This window comes from Myxococcus stipitatus DSM 14675 (genome assembly GCF_000331735.1).
GTDB lineage: Bacteria > Myxococcota > Myxococcia > Myxococcales > Myxococcaceae > Myxococcus > Myxococcus stipitatus.
The window spans coordinates 1,061,544-1,087,774 of record NC_020126.1; the positions used below are offsets into that span (position 1 = coordinate 1,061,544).

General features: G+C 69.8%; 24 protein-coding genes. 8 read left to right on the forward strand and 16 right to left on the reverse strand.

Annotated elements, in window-relative coordinates; all coding sequences use genetic code 11:
- The first annotated feature begins 1 nt into the window (after window position 1).
- A complete protein-coding gene (locus tag MYSTI_RS04270; RefSeq protein WP_015346469.1) occupies window positions 2–880 on the forward strand; it encodes a lipoprotein in 879 nt (292 codons plus the stop codon).
- 3 nt (window positions 881–883) lie between these two features.
- Here MYSTI_RS04270 and MYSTI_RS04275 read toward each other — a convergent pair whose 3' ends face one another.
- Entirely contained in the window at window positions 884–1,354 is a 471-nt protein-coding gene (locus tag MYSTI_RS04275) for a hypothetical protein (protein ID WP_015346470.1), read from the reverse strand.
- Window positions 1,351–2,637, reverse strand: a complete 1,287-nt coding sequence (locus MYSTI_RS04280) for a DUF2380 domain-containing protein (protein ID WP_015346471.1) — start codon at window positions 2,635–2,637, stop codon at window positions 1,351–1,353. Before MYSTI_RS04280 ends, MYSTI_RS04275 begins: the two co-directional genes overlap by 4 nt.
- 152 nt (window positions 2,638–2,789) lie before the next feature.
- Here MYSTI_RS04280 and MYSTI_RS04285 point away from each other — a divergent pair, with 152 nt between their 5' ends.
- Window positions 2,790–4,469, forward strand: a complete 1,680-nt coding sequence (locus MYSTI_RS04285) for an arylsulfatase (protein WP_015346472.1) — start codon at window positions 2,790–2,792, stop codon at window positions 4,467–4,469.
- 45 nt (window positions 4,470–4,514) lie between these two features.
- Here MYSTI_RS04285 and MYSTI_RS04290 read toward each other — a convergent pair whose 3' ends face one another.
- Window positions 4,515–5,006 (reverse strand): MgtC/SapB family protein, encoded by a 492-nt coding sequence (locus MYSTI_RS04290; protein WP_015346473.1) that lies wholly within the window; start codon window positions 5,004–5,006, stop codon window positions 4,515–4,517.
- A 67-nt stretch (window positions 5,007–5,073) separates the two neighbouring features.
- A complete protein-coding gene (locus tag MYSTI_RS04295) occupies window positions 5,074–6,435 on the reverse strand; it encodes a DUF2254 domain-containing protein (protein WP_015346474.1) in 1,362 nt (453 codons plus the stop codon).
- A gap of 313 nt (window positions 6,436–6,748) precedes the next feature.
- Between MYSTI_RS04295 and MYSTI_RS04300 the strand changes: the two genes are divergently transcribed.
- Complete coding sequence (locus MYSTI_RS04300; protein ID WP_144369987.1) at window positions 6,749–7,021, forward strand: hypothetical protein; 273 nt, start codon at window positions 6,749–6,751, stop codon at window positions 7,019–7,021.
- An 18-nt stretch (window positions 7,022–7,039) separates the two neighbouring features.
- Here MYSTI_RS04300 and MYSTI_RS04305 read toward each other — a convergent pair whose 3' ends face one another.
- Both MYSTI_RS04305 and MYSTI_RS40440 read right to left on the reverse strand, forming a co-directional pair.
- A complete protein-coding gene (locus tag MYSTI_RS04305) occupies window positions 7,040–8,293 on the reverse strand; it encodes an Hsp70 family protein (protein WP_044278729.1) in 1,254 nt (417 codons plus the stop codon).
- Between the two features lie 301 nt (window positions 8,294–8,594).
- Entirely contained in the window at window positions 8,595–8,864 is a 270-nt protein-coding gene (locus MYSTI_RS40440) for a hypothetical protein (protein ID WP_052350895.1), read from the reverse strand.
- Window positions 8,865–9,710: 846 nt separating this feature from the next.
- On the opposite strand from MYSTI_RS40440, the gene MYSTI_RS40450 reads away from it, so the two are divergent.
- Entirely contained in the window at window positions 9,711–10,451 is a 741-nt protein-coding gene (locus MYSTI_RS40450; RefSeq protein WP_144369988.1) for a hypothetical protein, read from the forward strand.
- 593 nt (window positions 10,452–11,044) lie between these two features.
- On the opposite strand, the gene MYSTI_RS04325 is transcribed toward MYSTI_RS40450, so the two are convergent.
- Genes MYSTI_RS04325 through MYSTI_RS04340 form a run of 4 tightly spaced genes read right to left on the reverse strand, consistent with a single transcriptional unit; the run spans window position 11,045 to window position 14,649 of the window.
- Complete coding sequence (locus tag MYSTI_RS04325) at window positions 11,045–11,947, reverse strand: CHAD domain-containing protein (RefSeq protein WP_015346478.1); 903 nt, start codon at window positions 11,945–11,947, stop codon at window positions 11,045–11,047.
- 4 nt (window positions 11,948–11,951) lie between these two features.
- Entirely contained in the window at window positions 11,952–12,482 is a 531-nt protein-coding gene (locus MYSTI_RS04330) for an inorganic diphosphatase (protein ID WP_015346479.1), read from the reverse strand.
- Window positions 12,483–12,542: 60 nt separating this feature from the next.
- A complete protein-coding gene (locus tag MYSTI_RS04335) occupies window positions 12,543–13,973 on the reverse strand; it encodes a hypothetical protein (protein ID WP_015346480.1) in 1,431 nt (476 codons plus the stop codon).
- A gap of 31 nt (window positions 13,974–14,004) precedes the next feature.
- Window positions 14,005–14,649 carry a TetR/AcrR family transcriptional regulator gene (locus MYSTI_RS04340; protein WP_015346481.1) on the reverse strand — a complete coding sequence of 215 codons (645 nt, stop codon included), beginning with the start codon at window positions 14,647–14,649 and terminating at the stop codon, window positions 14,005–14,007.
- A gap of 92 nt (window positions 14,650–14,741) precedes the next feature.
- Between MYSTI_RS04340 and MYSTI_RS04345 the strand changes: the two genes are divergently transcribed.
- Window positions 14,742–15,788, forward strand: a complete 1,047-nt coding sequence (locus tag MYSTI_RS04345; protein WP_015346482.1) for an SDR family oxidoreductase — start codon at window positions 14,742–14,744, stop codon at window positions 15,786–15,788.
- A gap of 16 nt (window positions 15,789–15,804) precedes the next feature.
- Here MYSTI_RS04345 and MYSTI_RS04350 read toward each other — a convergent pair whose 3' ends face one another.
- The 4 genes from MYSTI_RS04350 to dps form a co-directional block, all read right to left on the reverse strand.
- Window positions 15,805–17,247 carry a protein adenylyltransferase SelO gene (locus MYSTI_RS04350; protein WP_015346483.1) on the reverse strand — a complete coding sequence of 481 codons (1,443 nt, stop codon included), beginning with the start codon at window positions 17,245–17,247 and terminating at the stop codon, window positions 15,805–15,807.
- Between the two features lie 29 nt (window positions 17,248–17,276).
- On the reverse strand, window positions 17,277–17,894 hold the full coding sequence (locus MYSTI_RS04355; RefSeq protein ID WP_015346484.1) for a glutathione S-transferase N-terminal domain-containing protein: 618 nt from the start codon (window positions 17,892–17,894) through the stop codon (window positions 17,277–17,279).
- Complete coding sequence (locus MYSTI_RS04360) at window positions 17,891–18,751, reverse strand: SDR family oxidoreductase (RefSeq protein ID WP_015346485.1); 861 nt, start codon at window positions 18,749–18,751, stop codon at window positions 17,891–17,893. Before MYSTI_RS04360 ends, MYSTI_RS04355 begins: the two co-directional genes overlap by 4 nt.
- A gap of 107 nt (window positions 18,752–18,858) precedes the next feature.
- The gene (dps, locus tag MYSTI_RS04365; protein WP_015346486.1) at window positions 18,859–19,404 is read right to left on the reverse strand and encodes a DNA starvation/stationary phase protection protein Dps; all 546 of its coding nucleotides are present in this window, start codon (window positions 19,402–19,404) and stop codon (window positions 18,859–18,861) included.
- A gap of 266 nt (window positions 19,405–19,670) precedes the next feature.
- Here dps and MYSTI_RS04370 point away from each other — a divergent pair, with 266 nt between their 5' ends.
- Window positions 19,671–20,741 (forward strand): hypothetical protein, encoded by a 1,071-nt coding sequence (locus MYSTI_RS04370; protein WP_015346487.1) that lies wholly within the window; start codon window positions 19,671–19,673, stop codon window positions 20,739–20,741.
- Window positions 20,742–20,753: 12 nt separating this feature from the next.
- On the opposite strand, the gene MYSTI_RS04375 is transcribed toward MYSTI_RS04370, so the two are convergent.
- A complete protein-coding gene (locus MYSTI_RS04375; protein ID WP_015346488.1) occupies window positions 20,754–21,209 on the reverse strand; it encodes a rhodanese-like domain-containing protein in 456 nt (151 codons plus the stop codon).
- Window positions 21,210–21,352: 143 nt separating this feature from the next.
- Here MYSTI_RS04375 and pdxR point away from each other — a divergent pair, with 143 nt between their 5' ends.
- A complete protein-coding gene (gene pdxR / locus MYSTI_RS04380) occupies window positions 21,353–22,873 on the forward strand; it encodes a MocR-like pyridoxine biosynthesis transcription factor PdxR (protein ID WP_015346489.1) in 1,521 nt (506 codons plus the stop codon).
- Here the strand turns inward: pdxR and MYSTI_RS04385 are convergent.
- Window positions 22,848–23,990 carry an esterase/lipase family protein gene (locus MYSTI_RS04385; RefSeq protein WP_015346490.1) on the reverse strand — a complete coding sequence of 381 codons (1,143 nt, stop codon included), beginning with the start codon at window positions 23,988–23,990 and terminating at the stop codon, window positions 22,848–22,850. The genes pdxR and MYSTI_RS04385 overlap by 26 nt on opposite strands.
- 107 nt (window positions 23,991–24,097) lie before the next feature.
- Here MYSTI_RS04385 and MYSTI_RS04390 point away from each other — a divergent pair, with 107 nt between their 5' ends.
- A complete protein-coding gene (locus tag MYSTI_RS04390; protein WP_015346491.1) occupies window positions 24,098–26,176 on the forward strand; it encodes a S46 family peptidase in 2,079 nt (692 codons plus the stop codon).
- Window positions 26,177–26,231: the final 55 nt, after the last annotated feature.

Below are 26,231 nucleotides of genomic sequence, written 5' to 3' on the forward strand. Positions count from 1 at the left end.
CATGCGCGCGCGAGTCTTCATCACCCTGGCCGCGGTGCTGGGAGCAAGCCTGGGCTGTGGTCCCGACTTCGAGCTGCAGAGCGAAATCCGGCGCGTGCGCGTGCTGGGCATCCGCGCGGAGCCTCCGGAGCTGGTGCTGAATCCAGACACGGGAGAGCTGCCGGGGCCGGTGTCGTTCAGTGCCTTGGCGGTGACGCCGGACGCGCGTCCCGTGACGGTGACGTATGCGCTGTGCAGGTTGGATGGGAATCCCTACGACGGCCGGTGCCCTGGGGAGGCGGGGGTGGCGTTGCAGGGGGGCGTGTTGTCGTTGCAGGACCCGCAGGTGCAGGCGGTGCTGGCGCAGGCGCTGACGGCGGCGAATCCGAATGGAGGGCCGACGCCGGACCCGAATGACCCTCGGACGCGTGAGGCGTTGGAGAAGGGCATTCCGCTCTTCGTGGGGTACGAGGCGTCGGACGGCTCGGGCACGCCGGAGGGGGTGGAGCGCGGAATCCGGCAGGTGTTGGTTCGGTCGACGACGGCGCCGAATCACAACCCCGCGGTGGCGGACATCTTGTGGAACGACGCGCCGCTGGTGGGGCCGCTGCCGGTGGACGCGGAGGTGGTGTTCCGGCCGGTGCTCACGCAGGGCAGCGCGGAGGTGTACGCGGCGGAGGACGGGCCTCGCACCGAGCAGGTGTTCTACAGCTGGTTCGCGTCGGGGGATGGAGAGGTGAAGGAGTTCCGCTCGCAGGAGCCGGTGGATGGACGGCCCGGAGACCCCACGTCGAAGTACGAGACGCCGGACAAGGCGCAGCGAATCTCGGTCTGGGTGGTGGTGCGGGACGGGCGCGGGGGCGTGGGTTGGCTCCAGCGCGACGTGGACGTGGGGCCGTAGGGCTCAGGCTTCTTCGTCCGGGAGGAGCATGCGGAGCAGCTCGTCGTCGGGGCCGAGGGGGAGCCAGCCCGCGGGTGGAGGATTGGCACGGAGCACATCCTTGGCCCGCACGGCCTGCTCCCGATGTGTATCAGGGAGGACTTCCGACCACATTGCCAGTGCCTTGGCGACGTTGAACCGGTTGTCGTCGTCCATGACCGCGGGCCAGCCATCGGGGAGGCAGTCCCACAGCTCGCGCACGAGCTGCCCACGTGCCAGCCGAGTGACCTGGTGGCTCCGCACGGCTTCTTCTACGAGCCCGTCGTAGATCTGGACGCCGGCGACATCGTCCGGGCCGAGCTCCTCCGCCAAGGCCACCAATGTTGCGGTGGGTCGTGCTTCCGCGAATGCGGTGACGGAGTCATAGCCTCGCTCGCGGACGCGCTCCGCCACACGCGCCTTCCAATTCCCTCGCCACGAACGCCCGTCGGTCATCGACTCCTCCCTTTGGTGAATGTGAGTGGGATGTCGTTGAGTTTCATCCGCTGGCCGACGATGTCCAGCACCTGATTGCGCGTCAACCTCTGGCCAAGTTCGACCTCGGCCTCGCGCAGGATCCTCATGATGGTCTGGTTCCATTCACCGGGCCACAGGCGCCCCAGCTTCCAGTTCCCGCCACCGTGAATGGCTTCATGGTGCGACTTTTCCAGTTTCACGCAGAACTGGTCGATGTCCATGGCACCCGTGAAGCCGCGCTGCTCGAACCACTCGCGATGCTCCTTGGGCAGGACGTGGTGCTTGGGAGCCTCGGCCATGCCCGCTCCCGCCTTGCCTGTCACGTGCATGCCCCGCACCTCGGGACTGTCTCCGAGGGCATCGCGCACCCCCTTGGGCAGGTCCTGATGGGCCTGGGCCATCAGCACCTGTCCTCCCTGGATGCGGATGGCCGCGCTGACGACGGGAACGGAGAGGACGCCCGCCTGCACGAGCCTGCGCATCATCTCCACCCACTCGGCGGAGACCACGAGCCGCGAGCCCGTCATGACTCCACCCGAGCTCATCACGAACCCGACCCCCACTGTCGCGGGGGCGGCGGGAGGCAGCCTCGGCAAGGACATCTTCAACGTGGAGACCATGGCGACCAGCTCCAGTAACTGCGCCGCCGCGACGACCTTCGCCCCGACCTGCATGGCGGAGCGAGCCTCTGCGCTGATGGTGGCGAACTCACGGGTCAACGTCCCCATCAGCTCGGGCATCGCGGTCGCGGCGGCCTCGACTCGCTCCGGGTCCAGCGACGCGAGCTCCGCCAGCGCGGGCTTCATCAGCCCTTGGACGCGATGCAGGTCCGCGAACAGCTTCTCGGAGCCGCACGTGGGGCACTGGCGAAGCACTGCATCGCCGAGCTGAAGGAAGTCGGCCCAGGTGGTGAGCAACAGGCTCCCGAACAGGGCCGCCTGGAGTCTGGGGCCCGTCATGCGAAGCAGTCCCTGCTCCATGTCGGCGTCATCCACCGCCGAGGCCACGTCCGTCAGCGTGGTCGCGCCGCTCAAAGCACCACGAAGCCATCTCGACTGGTCCACTCCATGGTCGAGGTAGCGCGTGAACACACCCGTGAGTCCTCGTCCTCCAAACGCTGACGGCTGAGCCGCCAACCTGGAGAGCACGTCCCCCGAGTCATTCATCGAGGCGGTGACTTCCTCGATGGCCGCGAGGACCGCCAGTCGGGTCCCCGTGACTTCATCCCTGGAGCCAGACGCGCCAGGGCCCACATGCGTCATCTCGTAACGCCCACTCTGTTGCAGCCCGACACGGAGGCCCGACCTCTCGGCAGCCCGGCACCCCCTCCCCAGGAACCACTGACTCCCGACAAGCGCCCTTCGCACCTTCCCCTCGGCGACACCATCACTCGAGGGGCTTGGGGAGCGCGCGCATGGCGACCAACGGCAAATCCAAGGGCAACGGCAACGGCCACAGCGGCAACGGCCACGGCGACAAGCAGCCAGGACGGAAGCCGAACATCCTCGTCATCTGGGGCGATGACATCGGGCTGTGGAACATCAGCGCGTACAACCAGGGGATGATGGGCTATCGCACGCCCAACATCGACCGCATCGCCAAGCAAGGCGCGCTGATGACGGACTGCTACGGCCAACAGAGCTGCACCGCCGGCCGAGCGGCCTTCATCACCGGCATGAACCCCCTGCGCACCGGCTTGACGACCATCGGCATGCCCGGCGCCGACTACGGCCTCCAGGACTCCGACCCCACCATCGCCGAGATGCTCAAGCCCCTGGGCTACACGTGCGGACAGTTCGGAAAGAACCACCTGGGCGACTCGAACCGCTACCTGCCCACCGTGCACGGCTTCGACGAGTTCCACGGCAACCTCTACCACCTCAATGCCGAGAACGAACCCGAGTGCCCTGACTACCCCAAGGACCCCGCGTTCAAGGACCACTTCGGCCCGCGCGGCGTGCTCCACTCCTGGGCCACCGACCGCGACGACCCGACCGAGGAACACCGCTGGGGCCGCGTGGGCAAGCAGAAGGTCGTCGACACCGGCCCGCTCACCAAGAAGCGCATGGAGACCGTGGACGAGGAGTTCCTCGCCTCGTCGCTGGCCTTCATGGAGCAGGCGGTGAAGTCGGACAAGCCCTTCTTCATCTGGCACAACACCACGCGCACCCACGTCTGGACCTTCTTGCAGGAGAAGTATCGCAACAAGACGGGCAAGGGGCTCTACGCGGACGCGATGACGGAGCTGGACGACATCGTGGGCACGCTGCTCGCGAAGCTCGACGAGCTGGGCATCGCGGACAACACCATCGTCGTGTTCTCCACCGACAACGGCGTGGAGAAGATGAGCTGGCCGGACGGCGGCAACGCACCCTTCCGAGGCGAGAAGGGCTCCACCTGGGAAGGCGGCGTGCGAGTGCCCTGCGTCGTGCGCTGGCCCGGCGTCATCGAGCCGGGCACGGTCATCAACGACCTCTTCGCGCATGAAGACTGGATGCCCACGCTCGTCGCCGCGGCGGGCGGGCCCACGGACCTGGTGGAGAAGTGCAAGCAGGGCTACAGCGCGAGCGGGAAGAAGTTCCGCGTCCACCTGGACGGGTATGACCAGCGCGGACTGCTGTCCGGCAAGGAGCCCGGTCAGCGGCACGAGTTCGTCTACGTGCTCGACAGCGGCAACATCGCGGCGGTCCGCTACGACGACTGGAAGGTCATCTTCGCCTACCAGGATGGCCACGGGCCGGACATGTGGTTCAGCGGCAAGCGCTTCGACCCCGCGTGGCCCTACCTCATCAACCTCCGCTCGGACCCGTTCGAGGAGTCGCTCTACTCCGGCCTCTACACACGCTGGTACGGCGAGCGGATGTTCCTCTTCGTCCCCGCTCAGATGCTGGTGAAGAAGTTCGCCCAGAGTCTCCTCGACTTCGTCCCGAGCCAGGCGCCCGGCAGTCTCAGCATCGGCCCCATCAAGGACCAGGTGCGGCAGAAGATGCAGGAGGCCCAGAAGCAAGGGAAGTCGGAGGTCGGTGACCAGGTGATGGCCTTCGCCAAGGAGGTGGAGAAGGCCATCCACCGCCTCCAGCAGAGCCATGCCTGACCTCGTGTGACGGCGGCGCGGAGGGTGGAGTCGGCGCCCTCCGCGTCAGCGCTTCGGGTCTTCTTTCTTCTCCTCGCCGAGCAGCTCTCGAAGCTCTTGTGACGTCCGCATGATGCGCTTGCGGTGGAACACCCGATGCTCCAGCAGGCCCACCAGCCAGCTCGTCAGGGAGATGACGGGCGCGACACACGCGGCGAGCAGCGGATTGCCGAGCGCCGCCTCGCAGCCCACCGCCGCCGCAATCCAGATGGACGCGGCGGTGGTGATGCCGAAGATGGCGCTGCCCTTCTTGAGCACACTCGCCGCGCCGACGAAGCCGATGCCGGACGCCACGCCCTGGATGATGCGCAGCGTCTCCGAGGGAACGTTCGTCAGGTTCGCCCCGGAGGTGCAGAAGAGCGCCGCGCCCAGCGTCACCAGGTAGTGCGTCCGCACGCCGCCCGGCCGCTTGCGATAGGGCAGCCCCAGGATGAGTCCCGCGCCCCCCGCCACCAGGAGCCGGACGAGCACCTCTCCACTTCCGAACTCCGCGGCCATCCTGTGCTCCCTCGGCCAAGGTGGTCGCGCCCTGGGAGGCTCGCAACGTGGCGGCGCCCCACGTGGCTCAGAAGCCGATAGCGGGGAGGGGCGGCCACGGTCCGCCATCGAGCGCTTGCTCGAGGGCCTCCGCGTGACGGCGCAGGAGCGACTGCCCCGAGGCACCTGACGGTGTCTTCTCCGAGACAGCGAGGATGGCGTGAAGCCGCTCGCGAGCGGCTCGCCGGTCCTCCGCCTCGTGCAGGCGTTGGCCCACGGCGGCCGTCAGTCGCAGGAGCCGGAGCACCACGGCGGGCTCCTCGACGCCGTAGCGAAGAATCTGGTCGGTGGCCAGGACGAGCAGGTCTCGGAGCGAGGGGCCGTGCAGGAACACGCGAGGCGTTCCGGAGGCATCCGCCAGCACGCGAGGCCCCAGCTTCATCCGGCTCAGCTCGCACAGCAGGAACGTGAGTTGGTCCACGGCCTCCACGGCGGTGTAGGGGTCGTTGATTCCCGGGGACAGCGCCTTGATGGCCACGTCCACCAACTGACGCACGCCCAGGGCGAGGTCCCGGTCATCGTCCCGCCAGCGGTCCAGTTGGATGGCGCGGAGCACGAGGGCCTCGTCGGCGATCTCGGGCGGCGGAGAGGAGGCGACGGCCTCTGCCTCGAACCAGCCCACGTCTTCATCCCGAGTCACGGGCTCGCCGATGGCTCGCTCCACATGGACGACGAGCTTGCGCGCCGTGGCCACGTCGAGAATCGCCGGGGCATCGATGGCCGTGATGAAGCCCGGGTGTCGGACGCGCAGCACCCTTGCCGCCGCGGAGCGAGGTCGCGCGGGAGGTGGCTCGGGCAGGTCGTTGGCGCGGAAGCGTTCGAGCGTCCGTGCGGTGCCCAGCGTGTCCTCGCGCACCCTTCGGACCAGGTTCTCCACGCGCATGAGCTGGAACGTCTGGAACACCGAGTAGATGAGCGAGCCTTCGCAGAGGACGAGCAGCACCATGGCCAGCGCGAGGGCGGGGCGCGGGGCGCGCTCGACTTCGGAGATGAAGCCGAACTCGTGCGCCGCCACGAGACAGAAGACGCTCGTGCCGACGAACACCGGGATGACCACGCGCACGCCCGCGCTGTGCAGATACATCCGCAGCAGGCGAGGTGAGTACTGCCCCGCGGCGTTCTGCACCACGAGCATGGACAGCGACAGGATGATGCTGAGCGAGGTGAGCGCGATGCCCAGCACCGCGGAGAGGGTGCTGCGTGCCTCGGTGGCGGTGGCCTGCCAGGCGGCCCCGGTCAGCAGCCGGCCGAGGAAGAAGGTCGGCTGCACGAGGAGGACTCCCAGGACGCCGCCGACCACGACGCCGACGATGGGCGGAAGCCAGAGTTGGTGACGGACCCACCCGCGCCAGGTCTGCCCTTCATGGGGCCGCTGGGTATGTCCCTCCAATGTCCCGCCTCCTGAGTCCCTCTGTCGACTCGCGAACAGCTCTCCTGGCGGAAGCTGGAGACGGCGAGGGGGCGCGACAACAGAAGGGCGGCCCGAGAGGCATGCGTTCGCATCGCCCGCGCGTGGAGGACCTCCTGGCGAACCAGGTCGTGGGGCTCGACTACGACTTCATGAGGGAGCAGGGGGGGGCTGTATGAGCACTGCCTCGATGGCTCTGAGTGGCTCTGTGAGAACACGGGACAGTCCCTGACGACGCCGAGCTTCCAGTCGCTGGACGCACTCGTCCCGGATGGGGAGGTACGAGGGCTCCTCGGTGGATTGGTGCAAACCGGAGGAGAACGAATCGCGCATCATCGTCCTCACTCCGACGCGCACGGCCGACTCACCCGGTATGGAGCAGACCCAACCTCTCGAGGGGCAGGGCTCCTGGGGCTGCCATGCGCGATTCTCGACCTTCCAGTACGTCAACGACTTCGCGAAGCTCGACGAGGCCATCCTCCGGGTGGGACGTGCCCTCCGGGAAGGAGAGGTCCTCGGCGAAGTGCTGCTGATCGTCGAGGCTCCCTTCATGATTCGGGCGCTCTGACGCGCGCGTGGGCGCGCCTCAGCCCAAGGCGGCGGAGGCGCGACCGAGGCCCTCGGCGACGGAGGTGAAGGCGTCCGCGGTGCGCACGCGGTCCTCGCCGAAGCGCCGCACGTAGAGCTGTCGCACGGCGGGAATCTGCGAGGAGCCACCGGTGAGGAACACCGCGTCGATGTTCTGGGCCTCCGGGTGGCGCGAGAGCAGCCCTTCCGTGCACTGCTCCAGCTCGTCGAGCAGCGGCTTGCTGAACGCCTCGAACTCCTGGCGGGTGATGGGCTCGTGGAGGTTGATGCGCGCCTCCTCGAAGTCCACGGTGGCCACGTCCTCGCGGGACAGGCGGACCTTGGCCGCCTCGATGGCTCGGAAGAGGCGGTAGCCCAGGTTGTCCATCACCAGGTCGTGCAGGGCCTGGATTTCGGCCTGCTTGTCGCTGGTCTCCAGCATGGTCGCGAGCAGGTCCTGCGTGGACTTCTCGCGGATGAAGGACATCTCGTGCCAGGAGAGCAGCTTGGCCACGACGTGCTGGGGGATGGGCAGGCGCTTGTCGCTGAGACCTCGGACCCGGTAGGTGGAGCCGGCGCCGAAGCGGGGCAGCAGCTTGTGGCGCATGATTTCGGCGTCGAAGCGGTCACCGCCGATGCGCACACCGGTGGAGCCCACGACGTCGGGGCGGCGGTCCTTGGCGCCTCGGTGCGAGGGGCCCAGGCGCATCAGCGTGAGGTCCGTGGTGCCGGCGCCGAAGTCGGCGACGAGGACGAGCTCATCGCGCTGGAGCTGGGCCTCGTAGGCGAGCGCGGCGGCGATGGGCTCGATGAGGAACTCGATGTGCTGGAAGCCGGCGAGCTCGGCGGCGCGGTGGAGGCGCTTCTGGGCGAGCGCGTCCGCTTCCGGGTCCGGGGTGAAGACGGCGGGGCGGCCCAGGATGACGGCTTCCGGGGGCGTGCCCAGGTGGACACCGGCGGCTTCGCGGACGCGGCGCAGGAGGATGGCGACCAGTTCCTCGATGGTGAAGGTGCGGCCTTTCACCTGGGTGGCGCGGAAGGAGGAGGAGTGGAGGAAGGACTTCACGGACTGGATGAAGCGTCCGGTGTTGTCCTCCATGTAGCGGTTGATGGCGTCGGCGCCTGTGTAGATTTCGCGCTCGTCGTCCGGGAAGAACATGACGGAGCGGTAGAGGCGCGGCTCCGCGGTGTGGGGTTGCAGGGACAGCACCGTGCCGTCGGGCAGGGCCGCCGCGGTGTTGCTGGTTCCGAAGTCGAGTCCGCAGGCGTGCATGGGGGTGCGCCCCTTATCCCCAAAGCTCGGGAAAGGGTAGGGCATCGTGAGCGGGCCCGCCTGGTGGAGGACGGGCGGGGGCACGAACGCTCGGAGAGTGAATGAGGTGGTGGGGTCGGGTGGCGTCCCTTGTTCTCGTTCGGAAGGGCTACCCACAGGGGGCTTCATGACATTTCGGACGAGAGCATGGGTGGTGGCGGGGGCCACCGCCGCGCTGCTCATCTCGGGTTGCCGCGAGCGAGGCCAGGACGCGAAGGCGCCGGCCGCGGCCCCGGACGAGCAACAGCAGCAAGTGGACAGTTCAAGGGATGCGGCGCGGCGGGAGCAGGAGGCACAGGCCCGCGAGCAGCAGGAGCCCGGCCAGGACCCGGCCGCACGGCAGGTTGCCCAGGCGCAGCAACAGCTCGTCCAGGCCCAGCAGCAGCAAGCGAGTGCGCGACAGCAAGCGACCGAAGCGGCGAAGCAGCCGGCCGTAGCGGGACAGCAAGCGACCGAAGCGGCGAAGCAGCCGGCGGTAGCGGGGCAGCAAGCGACCGAAGCGGCGAAGCAGCCGGCCGTAGCGGGACAGCAAGCGACCGAAGCGGCGGAGCAGCCAGCAGCGGCAAGGCAGCAGGTCGCCGATGCGACGAAGCAGCCAGCGGAGGTGAAGCAGCAGGCCACCGAGGCGACGAAGCAGCCCGCAGGGGCGAAGCAGAAGGCCACCGAGGCGACAGGACAGTCAGGTGAAGCGCACCGGCCGTCGACTGGGGCGACGAAGCAGCCAGCGGAGGCGAAGCAGCAGGTCGCCGATGCAGCAGCACAGTCTGGCGCAGCGCAACCGCAGGCCTCCGATGGAGCGGCGCAGTCCGGGACCGCACGGCAGCAGTCCACTGGGGCGGGAGCGCAACCAGGGACAGCGCCGCAGCCATCGGCCGAAGCTTCAGCCCAGGCGGGTGCACCGCAGTCTCCCGAGTCCTCGCAGGAGGTGGGGAGTGCTTCGCCGCAAGGCGCACAGGCCAATCAGCCGCCCAAGAGCGCGAGCCAGCAGGCCGCTGAGGCCGCGCAACAGTCCGCGCGGGCAAGCCAGGGTGACGAGACTCCCCCGACATCCGAAATGGCACAGCAGAGTGCGCAGCCATCCCCGGAGTCGGGCCCGTCAGCCGAGACGGCACAGCAGCAGGACACCGCCCAGGCCGCACAGGCGCCCGAGACAGCTCCGCGACAGCCCGGGCAGGAAACCCCGCCAGGGACAGAGGACGCGTCGCAACAAGTCACCCAGTCGCAATCGAGCGCCTCCGCGGACGACGAGGAGCGCGACGCGGACACACAAGCCGAGCTTCGCGCTGAACGCGAGGCCGCGCTGCGAGCGGAGCAACGGGCTCGTCAGCAAGCCTCGCAGTCCGACTCGTCCCCCACCGGAGCGGAATCGCAACAGCCCGTGGCCTCCTCGCCAACGGACATGCAGTCGCAACAACAGGTGGCCTCCGCGCCAACCGTGACGGAGCCACCGTCGTGGCCGGGCTCCTCGTCACCCTCGACTTCCAGCACGGGGCAGCCCACGGAAGACGCCCCACAGGCGCTCTCTCCGCTGGAGCAGCTCGACTCCTGGCAACAGGGTGGGCAGGAGCAGCCATACACCGCCTCCTCACCCACGGACTCGACGGGAGCCACCACGCCTCGAGGGACACAGGTCCCTCCGCAACAGCCCTTTGCCACCACCCCCTCGACGTCCGAGCAGCTGCCCACCCAGTGGGGAACAGGAACCTCCGGGACCTTCACCCAGCCAGGGTTCCAGTCACCGCTGGCCCTGCTCCCGTACCTCTCCTCGGACTCACAACAGGGGAGCGGCAGCACGACCTCCGAGACGCAGACCCAGACGCCTCAGCAGAACACGGTGCGGGAGTTCGTCGGCGAGCTGGTGAAGGCGAGCGAGAACGAAGTGCTGCTCGGCCAGAGTGGCGAAGCGCAGCTCCAATTGTCCGTGGACCCGCAGACTCACGTCACGCTGAACGGCTTCAGCTCCGTCGCCGAGGACATCCGGGAAGGCACCCAGGTCCGTGCCGCCTACACCACGGACGCCACCACGGGTCAGGGGCGCGCCGTCCGCCTCGAGGCGACGACGCAGGAGGACACCACCGGGACCAACGCGTCCCCCCAAGAAACGCAGCCCTCCCAGTAGTCGCCACCCAGTAACAACAGTTCCGAGCCCCAGGCGCGCGCACATGATACGTCCCGCCTCCACACGAGGAGGCGCACATGTATCGGCGATGGGTGGTCATCCTGGGATGTCTGGGGCTCGGCGGTGTGCTCATGGGGTGCGGTCCCACTCAGGAGGCTCAGGAGGAAGTCTCTTCTCGCGGCGCCCTCTCCGAAGAAGGCCCGCCATGGCGAGCGTGCGGAGAGGACGGCCGCTGCGACGAAGGAGAGACGCACGCGACCTGCCCGCTCGACTGCGACGGTCCCGACCCGCTCTGCGGAGACGGCACCTGCGACATCAGCGAATCACCTCAGTCCTGCCCCCAGGACTGTGACGCTCCGCTCCCGTTCTGCGGAGATGGCCTCTGTACAGTCGCGGAATCGCATCAAGTCTGTCCGGTGGACTGTGACGCGTCGACGCCGGACGTCTGTGGAAACGATGGGGTCTGCGACGAAGGAGAGACGCACGCGACCTGCCCGCTCGACTGTGACGGCCCCGCCGTGTCCTGCGGAGATGGCCTCTGCGACAGCTTCGAGTCGCACCAGAGCTGTCCCCTGGACTGCGATGGGTGACCGCTACGCGAGCACCTGACGCAGCCGCCGGGGAATCGCCTCGGCGTGCCAGCGCTGGAGCTCCCGGGCCACCTCCGCGGAGCTCTTGGCTCGGCCCTCTCGGATGAGCGGCAGCAACGCGCGGGCCGCCTTGCGCTCCCGAGGTTTGCCTCGGGCCGCGAGCCGCTCGAACATCTCGAGCCGCACATCCGCGTCATGCAGCTCGCCGAGCCCCTCCTGGAGCGGCGCGAACAACTTCACCAGCGCCCCCAAGGTGCGACGCAGCGCCGGCTGGAAGATCTCCAGCTCATAGCGCAGCTTCTTCAAGTCCTTGCGGAGCGCATGGGCCGACGCCGCATCGGGCGAGTCCGCGTACACCTCCATGCGCTTGCGCACCCGCCGCACCCGCCAGTCCAGGGGCTCCTTCACGCGGCGCCCGACGAAGCGGTGGTCGTCCTCCAGCGCGTCGACCTTGCGCAGCAAGCGAGGGAGCGTCCGAGACCGCCAGCGCTCCAGCTCCTCCCGCAGCCGCGTCTCGTTGTCCGCCAGTCCCGCGAGCCACGTCTTGCCCAGCGCGGTGATGTCGGCCCGTGTCCCCGGTGTCTCCTTCCGAGTCTTCGCCGCGACTGTCCGAAGCCACGCCGACTGCACGTGGAGGTCCCTCACTCCACCCAGCGCGTCCTGGAGCCGCTTCACCTCCGGCTCCATTCGGGCAACCCATCCACCGAGCGGCTCGAACACCTGGAACGCCGCACGCAGCCGCCGCGTGGCCACGCGCATGTCATGCACGGCCTCGTCGTCGAACGCGTCGGAGAGCTTCGCCTCGGGCTTGCGGATGTCCGCCAACCTCGCGACGAGGATGCGCCGCGCGGCCAGGCCGAGCTGGCTGTCCGCGCTCAGGCCGCGAACGGGCGTGGGTTGCGCCATGTCGCTAACCTCCCTCTTGGGAGGACAACATCGCCTCGACGGCCTCGGGGCCCTCCCAGCCGAGGATGCGTGCGTCCTTGTCCTCGAAGTGCACGGCGGCGAGGAAGAAGTACGCCAGCTCCTCGCGCTCGAGCTGCGAGACATCCTCGTAGGTGCGCAGGAACTCGTACCGAGGCGCCACCATGGGCACGGCGAGGATGCGGTCATTCCGCTCCCGCTCGTCGGGCTTCCCGCCCGTGCGATTCTGGTCCACCTGGAGCACCCCCAGCGCGCGGCAGGGCAGCACGACTCCAGGCCAGGTGGCCTCATCCCACAGCACCATGGCGTCGAGTGGATCCCCATCCGGCCCCTTCGTCATGGGAACGAAGCCCCAGTCGAAGGGATAGCGCATGCCGCGAGGAAGCGGCCGGGACAGGGAGAAGGCGCCGAGCGAGGACTCGTACTTGAGCTTCACCGTCGAGCCCCGCGGCGACTCGACGACGACATGGAATGCGCCCCTGCGTCCGCGCAGGGGCAAGCGGGAGAAGTCCGTCATGGACCTGAAAGGTCGGGACGTCTCCTCCGCGAGGCAACCTCCCGCTGGGCGAGCGAGCGGCTACCCGTTCGGGCTCACGGCTTCACTCCTCCCTCGGGGGGAGACAGGCCCGGCCAGCCACAGCGCGCTCGCGGCGAACGCCGAGATGGCCGTCCAGTAGTAGAAGCGGAACTCGGCGCTCACGCAGACCGGGAGATACGCCAGCGCGTAGCTCGCTCCCGAGGCCGCCACGCAGAACATCAGCCCACCATCCCGAGCGCGCCGCCGCCAGCCCACGGCCGTCAGCCCCAGCGCCACCACCAGCCATGGCGCCCCTCGGGCCACGACGTCGGGCCAGGCCTCGCGCAGCGCGGCCAGCCGTCGATGGAGCGCGGTGTGCTTCCGCAGCGTCAGGCCCAGGTCATTCGTGTCGATCTCGCGGTGATACGTCCCGATGTCCCGATAGTAGCCGTCGGTGGATGACGCGAGGCCGAGGTTCGCGAGGTACGCCGCCCAGCGATGACGCAGGTACGCCCCAGGATGGGCGCGCACGACGCGGAGCCACTCGCGAGTCAGGACCTCCTTCGACTCGAGGACCTGCGCCGGGGAGATGGCGCCTCGCGCCGTGTCTCCCCACAGAATCGGCGAGACGGACCGGGGCTCGTACATCGCGCGGACGCGCGCGGCATCCCACCGCCAGCGCTCCACCAGCGGCGAGCCCTCCATCGCCGAGGGCTCGTGCGCGTAGACCCCCACCACGTCGAACACCAGCAGCGCGCCGCCGACCCACATCTTCGTCGCGCCGGAGGCCCGCTCGACGAGCCCGGGCGCGGAGGCGAGAACCCCGAGGAGCATCCCCGTGGCGAGGACCGAGCGGCCCCGGCTCCTCATCAACGCGGGCACGCGGGCCACCACCATGGGCACCAGCAGCGCGCTCGCGGAGATGGCGTTGTGCCGCGTCAGCGTCGCGGCGAGCAGGCAGACGAAGGCCCATCCAGGGCGCCCGCGGGTGAGCAGCACCACCGCGCCCAGCAAGGCCACGGCGTTGAGCACATCCTTCCAGAGCGCCACGCCCACCGCCCAGACGCTGGGGAGGAGGCAGTACACGACGAGCAGCCCGAGCGCGCTCCACCCTCGTCGTCCGGAGACCCGCCCGAGAAGCAGGACCGGGCCCAGCGCCAACCCCAGGAGCTGGAGGGCCAGCACGGGCCACGTCGAGCCCGTCAGCACGAAGGCCTTCCCCAGCAGGAAGGAGGAGAAGGGGGAGTGCCAGTCCGTGTAGTTCCCGGTCCGCCCCTGCCACAGCATGTAGAGCGAGTCGCTGGAGAGCAGCCCCGGCTGGAAGGCCACGAAGAGCACCACGGCCCAGAGGGACATCAGCCCCAGTCGCGCCGGCCACGTACTCAGGCGCCAGGGCCGGAACGAGGGCGCCTCCTCACGCGGAAGGGTTGGCTCCGCGAGCGCGGGCTTCCCCGGCTCCGACTCCCGCCTCACCTGGACCTCGCTTTCCATGGCGCACCCCCTCCCTCGCTGGACGCTGGAGCTACTTCGCCATCACCCATCCGAGGAACAGGTCCGTGGAGCGCTCCAGCAGCGGCTCGATGGAGTCACTCCGGGACTTCTTGCGCAGCGGCCCCTCGTTCCACAGCGCGGCCAGGCCGTGCACCCAGGCCCAGATGGTGAAGGCCAGCGTGTCCATGTCCACCTTGTCGCCCGTGGCCTGCTTCGCCTCCTGCGCCAGCACCTGGAGCCGCCCGTAGGCGCGCATGCCCTCCGTGTGCAGGCCCGCGTACTTCTCTTCGTCACTCCACTCGCGCCGGAACATGACGCGGTAGTGCGCGGGGTGCTCCACGGCGAAGCGCACGTAGCACTGGGCCAGTGCGCGCAGTTGGAGGTCCGTGCGCGGGGGGCGGGTGCTCGCCAGCGCCTCGTCCATGCGCTGGTTGAGGTCCCGGTAGCCTTCTTCCGCCACGGCGGCCAGGAGCGCGTCCTTGTCCCGGAAGTGGTGGTAGGGCGCCGCCGCCGTGACTCCCGCCCGCCGAGCGACTTCGCGCAGCGACACCGCGCCCACGTCCTCCACCTCGATGAGCTTCAGGGTGGCGTCCACCAGGGCCTGACGCAGGTCGCCGTGGTGGTAGGCCCGCCGTCGCGGCGCCGCCGCCTTCTTCTTCACGCCCCGGGTCGTCATCGCCCCTGCTCCCTTCCGGGCACACCGATAATCTTGACACTGTTAAGACGGACTCTTATCTGAGCAGTGTTCATATTGATGGGAGACACGGGATGCGCGCATTCGTGACGGGAAGCACGGGGCTGTTGGGAAGCAACGTGGTGCGGGCGCTGGTGGCCGGGGGGCACACGGTGCGGGCGCTGGCCCGCTCGGCGTCGAAGGCGCGCCAGGTGCTGGGGGGCCTGGAGGGAGTGGAGGTGGTGGAAGGGGACATGCTGGAGGTGAAGGGCTTCGCGGCCGCGTTGGACGGCTGCGACGTGGTCATCCACACGGCGGCCTACTTCCGCGAATACTACGCGCCCGGCGACCACTGGCCGAAGCTGTATGCCATCAACGTGAAGGCCACGGTGGAGCTGGCCGAGGAGGCCCACCGGCGCGGGGTGAAGCGCTTCGTGGACATCAGCTCCTCGGGGACGGTGGGGACGAAGCCGGACGGCTCGCCCGGAGATGAGCACACGCCGCCCGCGCCCGTCGCCTCCGCCAACCTGTACTTCAAGAGCAAGGTGGAGTCGGAGCGGGAGCTGAACGAATTCAGCGCGCGCACGGGGCTGGGGGTCGTCTACATCCTGCCGGGGTGGATGTTCGGCCCCTGGGACGCGGGCCCCACGGCCGCGGGCCAGTTCGTGCTGGATTTCCTCGCGGGGAAGATGCCGGCGCTGCTGGATGGCGGCTCGGCGCTGGTGGATGCGCGCGACGTGGCCCGGGCCACGGTGGTCGCGGCGGAGCAGGGGCGTGCGGGCGAGCGGTATGTGGTGGGCGGCGAGTTCGTGGACCTGGCGACGCTCTCGCAGACGCTCGAGCAGGTGTCGGGCGTGAAGGGGCCGCGCCGGACGCTGCCGCATGGGCTGGCGCTGGCCCTGGCGGTGGTGGGACAGACGTGGGCGCGACTGACCGGAAGCGCGACGTCGCTGACGGTGGAGGGGGTCCAGGTCATGCACGCGAAGCTGAGCGTGGACTCGACGAAGGCCCGTCGAGAGCTGGGCGCGTCGTTCCGTCCGCTGGAGGAGACGCTGCGCGACACAGTGGCGTGGCTGCGGGAGCACAAGCTCCAGGCCGCGCCCGCCGTGGGGAAGAAGCCCCAGGTGGCCACGGCTCCCTGAAGCCCTGGTCCTCCGCTCAGGAGCTGCAGCTCACCACGAGGTGCCGTCCCCACGAGGGAGGCTCCCGCATGAGCTCGGCATGTTCGGAGCGCTCGGTGAACGGGTCCTCGAGCGCCGCGAGCAGCCGCTCCACCTGCGAGAAGTCCCCGCGCTGCGCCTGCGTGATGGCGTCTTGCGCCATCCAGTTGCGCAACACGTAGCGCGGATTGACGCGCTCCATGCGTGCCTGCCGCTCCAGGTCCACGCTGCCCTCGGCGGTCAGCCGCGCGCGGTAGCGCTCCGCCCACGCCTGGAACCGCGCGCGGTCCGGGAACATCTCCGCCACCGCGTCCACCCGAGACAGCGCGCGGAAGAACCGCGTGTAGTCCACCCGGGCCTCGGCCATGAGCGCGAACAGGTCACACACGAGCGCGCGGTCCTCCTCCTTCGACTCGGCCAGCCCCAGCTTCGCGCGCATCCGCGTCAGGAAGTGCGCGCTGAAGCTCGGCTCGAAGGTCGCGAGCGCCGCGCGGGCGTCGTCCTCCGAGATGAGCGTGAGCAGCGCCTCACCCAGGCACGCCAGGTTCCACAGCGCGATGCGCGGCTGCTGGTCGAACGCGTAGCGGCCTCGGTGGTCGGAGTGGTTGCAGATGAAGCCCGGCTCGAACTCGTCCAGGAAGCCGAAGGGCCCGTAGTCCAGCGTGAGCCCGAGGATGGACATGTTGTCCGTGTTCATCACCCCGTGCGCGAAGCCCACCGCCTGCCACTGCGCCACCAGCCGCGCGGTGCGCTCCACCACCTCCGCGTAGAAGCGCACGTGCCGCTCCGGCGCACCGGACAGGTGCGGGAAGTGCGCGTCGATGACGTGGTCCGCCAGGCGCGCGACGTGCACGTGCTGCTCGGTGTAGTGGAAGAACTCGAAGGTGCCGAAGCGCACGTGCGACGGCGCCATCCGGACAATCATCGCGCCCGTCTCCACCTCTTCCCGGTACACCGGCGCGTCGCTGCCCAAGAGGCACAGGGCCCGCGTGGTGGGGATGCCCAGCCCGTGCATGGCCTCGCCGCACAGGTACTCGCGGATGGAGGAGCGCAGCACCGCTCTGCCGTCTCCGCCGCGCGAGAAGGGCGTGGGCCCACCGCCCTTGAGGTGCAGGTCCCACTTCTCTCCAGAGGGGGCCCGCACCTCGCCCAGCAACATCGCCCGTCCATCCCCGAGCCGGGGCACGTACACGCCGAACTGGTGCCCCGCGTACACCATCGCGAAGGGCTCCATGCCCGGCAGCGGGCGTCCTCCGCCCATCGCCTCCAGGAACTCCGGCCTCCGGGCCTCTTCCGGCGTGAGACCCAGCAGGCGCAGCGCCGAGGGGTTGGCGCTCACCAGTCGGGTGTTCGAGAGGGCGCGAGGTTCCACGCGCGCCCCGAAACCAGGGGGCAGGCGGGCGTAGGTGTTGTCGAAGCGGAGTTGTTCGAGCGTGGACATGGAGAGCGCAACACACGGGACGGCGGGACTCAGGGCACCTTCATGCCACGCTGCACGGCGGGACGGCTGCCCACTCGCTCCAGCCACTGTGGCACGCCGCGCGTCCCGTGGAAGAGGTCCGGGGCGTAGTCGCGCACGCCGCGGACCCAGGGGTACAGGGCGATGTCCGCGATGGAGTACGCGCCCGCGACGTAGTCACCCTTCGCGAGCTGTCCGTCCAGCACGCCGATGAGCCGCTTCGACTCCTGCGTGTAGCGGTCCACCGCGTAGGGAATCTTCGTCGAGAGGAAGCGGTGGAAGTGGTTGAACTGGCCGAACATGGGCCCCACGCCGCCCATCTGGAACATCAGCCACTGCGTCACCTCCGTCTTGCCGCGCAGGCTGGAGGGCATCAGCTTGCCCGTCTTCTCCGCGAGGTACAGCAGGATGGCGCCCGACTCGAAGACGGTGAGGGGGCGGCCGTCCGGGCCCTCCGAGTCGACGATGGCCGGAATCTTGTTGTTGGGGTTGATGGCCAGGAACTCGGGCTTGAACTGGTCGCCCTTCGTGATGTCCACCGACTTCGCGGTGTAGGGCAGCCCCAGTTCCTCCAGGGCGATGGAGACCTTGCGCCCGTTGGGCGTGGCGAACGTGTACAGGTCAATCATGGTGTGACTCCCGTGAGCCGCGCGCTTTCAAGCCAGAGCCGCTCGGCGGAGGCGTCGTCCCGCGCGGCGGCGGACGGCTTCCTCTGTCGGCGACGAATGAAGTACTTCCCGGAGACGCCCTCCACCTCGGGTGAGGAGGAGAGATAGATGGAGGTCTTCGCGCCGCCCTCGGCGGAGAGCATGAACGGCGCGCCCAGCTTCACGACCCAGCGGAAGAAGCCCTCGGTGTTGTGGCCGAACCCCGTGCGCACCACGCCGGGGTGCACCGCGTTCGTCGTCACGGCCGAGTCCGTCAGCCGCCTCGCGAGCGCGCGGGTGAACAGGATGTTGGCCAGCTTCGACGTGGCGTAGACGCGGAAGCCGTCGTAGCTCCGCTCGCTCTGCAGGTCGTCGAAGTCCACCTTGCCGACGCGGTGCGCGTCCGAGGACACGTTGACGACGCGCGCGGGCCCGCTGGCCCTGAGCGTGTCCATCAACAGGCTCGTGAGGAGGAAGGGCGCCAGGTGGTTGGTGGCGAGCGTGGCCTCGAAGCCGTCCACCGTCGTCTTGCGGCGGTCGATGATGAGGCCCGCGTTGTTGAGCAGCACGTCCAGGCGCGAGTAGCGCGAGCGGAAGTCCGCGGCCAGCGCCCGCACGGACTGCATGGAGCTCAGGTCCGCGCGCAGCGTGTCCACCTGGGCGCCCGCGACGGCCTGCTTCACGGCATCCACGGCGGCCTGGGTGCGGGCCTCGTCCCGGCCCACGAGCACCAGGGTGGCGCCCATGCGACCCAGGGCCTTGGCCGTCTCCAGACCAATGCCTCCGGTGGCCCCGGTGATGAGGCAGACCTTCCCGTCCAGCCGAGTCTCCGCGCGCATGTGGTGTCCCCTCGCTCTCGAGGACGCCTTCTATACGCCGGCGCGAGCCTGGGCGCTCGTGGAAGCGCCAGGCTCGCGCGGGAGGGAGTGTCCCGGGGAAGACGCGCTCAGGCGTCGGAGGAGCGCGTGCTCTCCTCGCGTCCGCTCTTGCCTCGGGTGCCGCCGGGGCGCATGCCGCCGTTGAGGTGGCTCTCCAGGAACCACAGGTCCAGCTCCACGTCGCCCAGGACCTGGGTGAGCAGGTCCACGGTGATGGGCTCGTCCAGCTCGTCGCAGCGCTGGATGCCGCTGCGCAGGGAGGCCGCGTAGCGCGTGACGCGGTCCACCAGGGCCTTCAGGTGGTCCTCGCTCTCGACGGCCTTGAGGTCGTACTCGGGCAGCTCGCTGTTCTTGGCGGCCAGGCGGATGGTGCCCTCGGCGTAGCCGCCCAGGGTGCCGGCGCGCTCGGCGAACTCGTCGGCCTGCTTGCGCGCGTGCTTGGCCAGGTCGTCGAAGAGCAGGTGGCGGCTGTAGAAGTGGGTGCCCCGGATGTTCCAGTGCGCTTGCTTGATTTGCCAGTGCAGGTCGATGGCGTCGGCCAGCAAGGTGTTGAGCAGCTCGATGATTTCCTCGCGCGTCTGACTGGGGACATTCACATGGCTGGGAAAGTTCATGGTTCCGCGCTCCCTCCGAGAAGGCTTTCCGGAGGGTGGGGATGGATTCCCCCGGGCGCCATGCGCCGGCATCACGCCCGAGGGGCGGCCTGACGGGCAGGCGGCTCCCCCCGCGTCGCGTGGCACCCCGCCGAGGCGTGGAAGCGGGCAAACCCGGGGATTCACACAAGAAGGTGGAAGGGGCGTCATCTCGCTCGGACGACAGGGTGCTTCTCCCCGAGGGTGTCTGGGGGCAGACTCCTGGGGTGTCCCGGCGCTCTTCGTGGATGGTCGCGGTCCTGGTCTCCGTGCTCTTGCACGGGGCGCTGTTCTTCGCGCTGTCCCGGATGCACGTGGAGGCGCCCGCGCGGCCGACCTCCTCCATCACCGAGCTGGAGCTGGTCTACCTGCGGCCCCCGCCTCAGGCGGTGAAGCCTCCCGCGCCGGAGCCCGATGATGCGCGCCCGTCCGCGCCCAGCCGGACGGCTCCCACGCGAAAGCCGGAGCGCCCGCCCTCCGAGGTGGCTCAGGCGCCGGAGACCCCCGCGCCCGCGAAGCCCTCGGAGCTGGCGCAAGGCCCGGCGGGAGATGGAGCGGCGCCCGAGGGGCGGGCTTCACCGGATGCGCCGCGCGCGACGGAGGCGCCGAAGCTCTCGCTGATGCCCAAGGGGCTGTGGGGCAGCGGTGAGCCCACGGGCAAGCCCTTCCAGTCGGGGCGCACGCTGCGAAACGACGGGACGGCGCCGGATGCTCGCGAGGTGGCCAGGCAGCAGGCGGCGGAGGCGAAGGAGAAGGTGGACGGGTGGGCGTCGGACGCGCTGGCCACGGCGCGCGCGGAGAGCGGCGCGGTGCATCCGTACTTCTCGTCGCTCCGGGACCGCTTCGCCAAGAAGCTGGTGAACCCGCCGTCGCCGGACTTGAACGTGCTGGGCTCCCGCGTGAAGCGCGAGCAGGTGGACGCCATCAAGCGCTTTGGTGAGACGGGCACTCCCTTCATCGCGGAGAAGCGAGACCGTCGGCTGGAGCAGCGCAACCGCATGCAGGCCGCGGTGGAGGCGGGGCGCGCGGCGAACATGTTCATGATGGACGTCACCGCGCCGGTGCTCGCGCTCGCCACGGTGCTGGAGGTGCGTCAGGCGCGCGACGGCACGCTCCTGGACCTCAAGGTGCTGGAGGGCTCGGGAGACCCGAAGTTCGACGAGTGGGCCGTGACACACCTGCGCGACGCGCTGGCGAGCGCCGACCCGCCGCCGGAGTCGGGCCGGGGCTTGCGCGACGACGGCCTGCGCAGCCGGTGGCGCCTGGAGGAGTACCTGGGCAACCCGCGCGTGAAGGTCGTCCTCATCGGCGTGTACTGAGCGCGGCCGGGCTCAGCGCGTCGGACGTTCGGGGTACACGGCCTGGCCTTGGGGCGCCGTGCCCTGGGTGGGGTGGCCCTCCTTCACCCAGTACTCGATTCCGCCGATGAGCTCCTTCACGCGGAAGCCCAGCGCGGCCAGCCGCGCGGCGGCCTTGGTGGAGCCGTTGCAGCCGGGGCTCCAGCAGTAGGTGATGAGGACGTCCTGCTTGTCCAGGTGCGCCGTCGAGCTCTCGGAAATGGTCCGCGCGGGCAGGCTCAGGGCGCCGGGGATGTGGCGCTCCGCGTAGGCCTCCGGCGAGCGGACATCCACGACGACGATGCCGGGCTTGCCGCGTTCGAGGTCCAGGTGGAGGTCCGCGGAGTCCGTCTCCACGGAGAGCTTCGCCAGGAAGTGGCGGCGGGCCTCCTCGGGCGGCGCAGCGGGAGTCTCGAGGACGAAGGAGAAGGGCGTGCTGGCGGGGGGCATGGCGTGACTCCGTGAGGGCTGACGTGGCCAGGACAGTGCGCCAGGAATGGTCCAGGTGACAGCACCATTTTGGAGCAGGAGACTGGACCACTTTCACCGGGGCCTGGGTTGTCGTGGGGCGGTGCCACGGCTACAGGGTGTGCATGCCGAAGCGCTCCGCGGGCGTGTCCTTGCCCTTCCTGTCGTTGGACCCCGAGGCGGGAGAGGGGCCGCTCCACCGGCGGCTGTACGAGCGGCTCCGCGAGGCCATCCTCTCGGGGACGCTCGCGCCGCGCAGTCGCCTGCCGTCCACTCGAAGGCTCTGCGCGGAGCTGGGGGTGTCCCGAGGCACGGTGGAGCTCGCCTTCTCGCAATTGGATGCGGAGGGCTTCCTGGAGCGGCGGGTGGGGGCGGGCAGCGTGGTGGCCTTGCCAGAGCATGCGCGGCGGCCTCGCACCGCGGCGGTCCGCGGTGGAGGTGCTTCGTCGCGAGCCGGGCTGTCCAAGCGGGGGAGGCAGCTGTCGCGTGAGGTGCTCCCGCCCGAGCCCAGCGACGTGCGGCCCTTCACGCCCTGCCTGCCCGCGCTGGAGCTCTTCCCCGTGAAGCCGTGGGCGCGTGCGATGGCCCGACAGGCGCGCTTGTTGGAGCCCGCGCGGATGACCGCGGGGGACTCCGGGGGCCTGCGGGTCCTGCGGGAGGCCATCGCCGCGCACCTGGGCCCCTCGCGTGGGGTGCGCTGCGACTGGCGTCGCGTCCTCATCTTCTCCAGCACGCAGCAGGCGCTGGACCTCACCGCGCGGCTGCTCCTGGATGAAGGGGACGGGGTGTGGCTGGAGGAGCCCGGGTATCTCGGCGCCCGCGTGGCCTTCTCCTCGGCCGGCGCGCGGCTGCATCCCGTGCCGGTGGATGAGGACGGGCTGCGCGTGGACGTGGGGCTGGCGCGTGCGCCGGGGGCTCGGCTCGCCTATGTCACGCCCTCGCATCAGTACCCGCTGGGCGTGACGATGAGCCTGACGCGGAGGTTGGCCTTGCTGGAGCATGCGCGGGCCTCCGGCATGTGGCTGTTCGAGGACGACTACGACAGCGAGTTCCGCTACGTGACGCGGCCGCTCGCGGCGATGCAGGGCATGGACCTGGCGGGCCGGGTGCTCTACGCGGGGACCTTCAACAAGGTGATGTTCCCCGCGCTGCGGCTGGCCTTCCTCGTCGTCCCGGAGCCGCTCGTGGACGCCTTCACCTCGGCGAGGGCCGCCACGGAGGGCCATGTCCCCCCGCTGCCCCAGGCCGCGCTGGCGGACTTCATGGAGGCGGGGCACTACGCGGCGCACCTGCGGCAGATGCGGCTGGTGTACGCGGAGCGGCGGGACGCGCTGCTGGATGCGCTCCATCGCGAGGGCGTCGACGCGCTTCAGCCAGGCCCCTCGGAGGCGGGCATGCACCTCACCGCGTTGCTGGCCCCGGGCGTCTCCGAGGAGGCCCTCATCGCCCGCGCGGACGAGCGGCGCCTGGGGGCTCGGCGCTTGTCTCCGCTCTACCTGGGGCGCAAGGCGGAGCAGGGCCTGTTGCTGGGGTTCTCGGGTGCGAGCCCCGCGGGACTGCGCGCGGCCGTGAAGACGCTGCGCGGACTGCTCCCGTCCCCACGGCGCCCGGCCTCGAGACTCAGCGCTTCTCGTCCTCGAGCATGAAGTCCGTGATGCTCTTCCACATGGCCTCGAACTGGGGCCGACGGAAGCCGGAGCCGGAGATGAGCCAGTCCACGTGCGGAGGCTGGTGCGCGGGCTGGTCGAAGTGGCCGATGGCGTCCAGGTGGTCCGCGCGCACCGCCGCGAGCACGCGTCCGTAGACCTGGGAGCGCGTGGGCACGATGCCGTCACACGCGGTGGGGCCGGGCATCGCGCCATACGCTTGAATCAGCGCGGCCGACTGCGCGGGCGTGTGCGGCGGGAGCGCGGTCAGCGGCATCCGCTGCGTCTGTCCGTACACGAAGGCGTAGATGGTGTGCGTGAGCTGCGCGTAGGGGTCCAGTCCCGCCGACAGGCGCGTGCGCAGCGACGGCGGGCGGGCCTGCGTCACCACCGAGCCGTAGCGCACGCCGGGCCGGTCCACCGTGCTCGCGTTGAACAGGTCGATGCCCTCCGGCGTGAGCTGTGGAATCAGCGACGTGTCGTTGCCCACGTCGCTCAGGAACTTCGCCACCGCGTCGCGCCGCTCGGAGGAGAAGTCTCCCAGCAGCTGGTCATAGAGCTGGTCCAGCAGGGTCTGCTTCCAGCCGAGCTGGTCATCCACGCGAGCCATCAGGTGCCCGAAGCGGAACACCACGCGCAGCGGCAGCCGTCCGAAGCGCAGCACGTACACGGTGAACAGCGAGAGCAGCTTCAGGAGCCGCTGACCGAACAGCCCCAGGAAGAACGAGGCCAGCGGCGTGCCCGCATGCGGCGTGGACACCGTCACCACCGAGCGCACCCGCCGCGCGAAGGGCTCCAGCTCCAGTCCCTCCGCGAGCTGCGCCCCCGGGCTGACGAACAGCCGTGCGTCCAGTCCACCCGTCGAGTGCCCCACCAGATGGATGGGGCCGTCATCTCCGCCCGCCGTCTCCTGGACCGCCTTGAGCAGGTCCGCCGCCCGCGTCCGGATGGACGCCGTCGGATGCGACAGGACGATGACGACCTCCGACTCCCCCATTCCCCGTCGGGCCAGCTCCGCCTTCAGGTAGTCGAGCGCGTGTCCGAAGTAGACAAGCTCGCCCAGGTTGATGAACCCGAAAAACCCAGGGACGAGATAGATGTGGTGCTTCGCGGCCATTGTCTCCACCATACCTGACGCGCCGCGTGAGTCCCCTCGGGAATGCTCTCGCCGAGTACACGTTGACCGGCGCTGTTCTCAACCGCCTTCCAGAAGGACGAACATTCGTGGACCGTGCATTGCTCGCACTCGGCTTGCTCATGGCCCTCCCCGCGGTCGCGGACGAGGGCATGTGGACCTATGACGCTTTCCCCGTGGAGGCGGTGAGCAAGGCGCATGGCTTCACGCCCACGCAGGCGTGGTTGGACAAGGTCCGGCTGGGCTCGGTGCGGCTCGCGGGGGGCTGCTCGGCCAGCTTCGTGTCGCCCGAGGGACTGGTGATGACGAATCACCACTGCATCCGCGGATGTATCGAGGACCTGTCCTCGCCCAAGGAGGACCTGCTGGCGAAGGGCTTCCTCGCCCGGACCCCCGCGCAGGAGCGCCGCTGTCCCAAGGTGGAGGCCAACCAGCTGGTGAAGATGACGGACGTCACCGCGCGGATGAACACGGCGACGAAGGGGCTCACCGGCGCGGCCTTCAACACCGCGCTCAAGCGGGAGATGTCCGCGGTGGAGTCCGAGTGCACCACCTCCACCGACGTGCGCTGTGACGTGGTGACGCTGTTCAACGGCGGCAAGTATCACCTCTACGAGTACCGCCGCTTCCAGGACGTGCGCCTGGTGTTCGCGCCGGAGTTCTCCATGGCCGCGTTCGGCGGGGACCCGGACAACTTCAACTTCCCGCGCTTCGGCTACGACGTGGCCTTCATGCGCGTGTGGAAGGACGACGCGCCCGCGAAGAGCCCGGACTACCTGCCGTGGGCGAAGCAGGGCGCGAAGGAAGGCGACCTCGTGTTCGTCTCGGGCCACCCGGGCGGGACGGACCGCAAGGTGACGGTCGCGGAGCTGGAGTCCCATCGCGACGTGTACCTGCCGTACATGACGATGATGCTCTCCGAGACACGCGGCATGCTGAGGTCCTTCGCGGCCAGCTCCCCGGAGCGCTACCGCGTCACCCGCGCGAGGCTGCGCGCGGTGGAGAACGGGCTGAAGGCGCTGCGAGGCCGTCACCAGGCGCTGGCGGACCCCGCGCTGTTCACGCGCAAGCGGCAGGAGGAGGCGGAGCTGCGCCAGCGCGTGGACGCCAACGCCGACCTGAGGGCGGCGACGGCGGGCGCGTGGGACGAGACGGCGAAGGCGCTGGATGAGTACCGCCGCCTGATGCCCGAGTACCGCATGAAGGAGGCCGGGGATGCGTTCTCCGGGGAGCTCTACGCCCTCGCGCGGCACCTGGTGCGCGCCGCCGAGGAGCTGCCCAAGCCCAACGCGGCGCGCCTGCGCGAGTACACCGATGCGCAGGTGCCGTCGCTGCGTCAGCAGCTGCTGCGCCCGGCGCCCATCGCCAAGGAGCTGGATGAGGCGCTGCTGGCGTTCGGCCTGGGCCGGCTGCGCGAGACGCTGGGCGCGGATGACCCGTTCGTGCGCGAGGTGCTGGGCACCGAGTCTCCCGAGGGCCTGGCCCGCGCGCTGGTGCGCGGCACGAAGCTGGGCGACGTGAAGGCGCGGCAGGTGCTGCTCGAGGGCGGCAAGGCGGCGGTGGAGGCGTCCAAGGACCCGATGGTGCTGTTCGCGCGCAAGGTGGACGCGCAGGCGCGCGCGGTGCGCAACCGCTACGAGGACACGGTGGAGGCGGTGCTCAAGCGCAACGGCGAGCGGCTCGCGAAGGCGCGCCTGGCGGTGTACGGCACCTCCGGCTATCCGGACGCGACCTTCACGCTGCGCCTCAACGCGGGACAGGTGAAGGGCTGGGACGAGAATGGCCGTCCGGTGGCGGCGCTCACCACCTTCGGCGGCGCGTATGCGCGGCACACGGGCAAGGACCCCTTCAAGCTGCCGGACTCGTGGCTGAAGGCGCGGGGCAAGGTGCCGGACGCGACGCCGCTGGACGTGGCCACCACCAACGACATCATCGGCGGCAACTCCGGCTCGCCCCTGGTGGACCGGGACGGGCGCGTGGTGGGGCTCATCTTCGACGGCAACCTGCACTCGCTGGGCAGCCGCTATGCGTATGTCCCGGAGACCCACCGCGCCGTGGCCGTGCACGGGGATGGCCTCATCGCCGCCCTGGAGCATGTGTACGGTGCCGGACACGTCGTCCGCGAGCTGCGCGCCGCCAGCGAGGCCGCCGCCTCACCCGCGAAGTAGGGCCTCCGCAGCGGGGCCACCCAGGATGGACTCCGACGGTGGCCCCGGCTTCCTC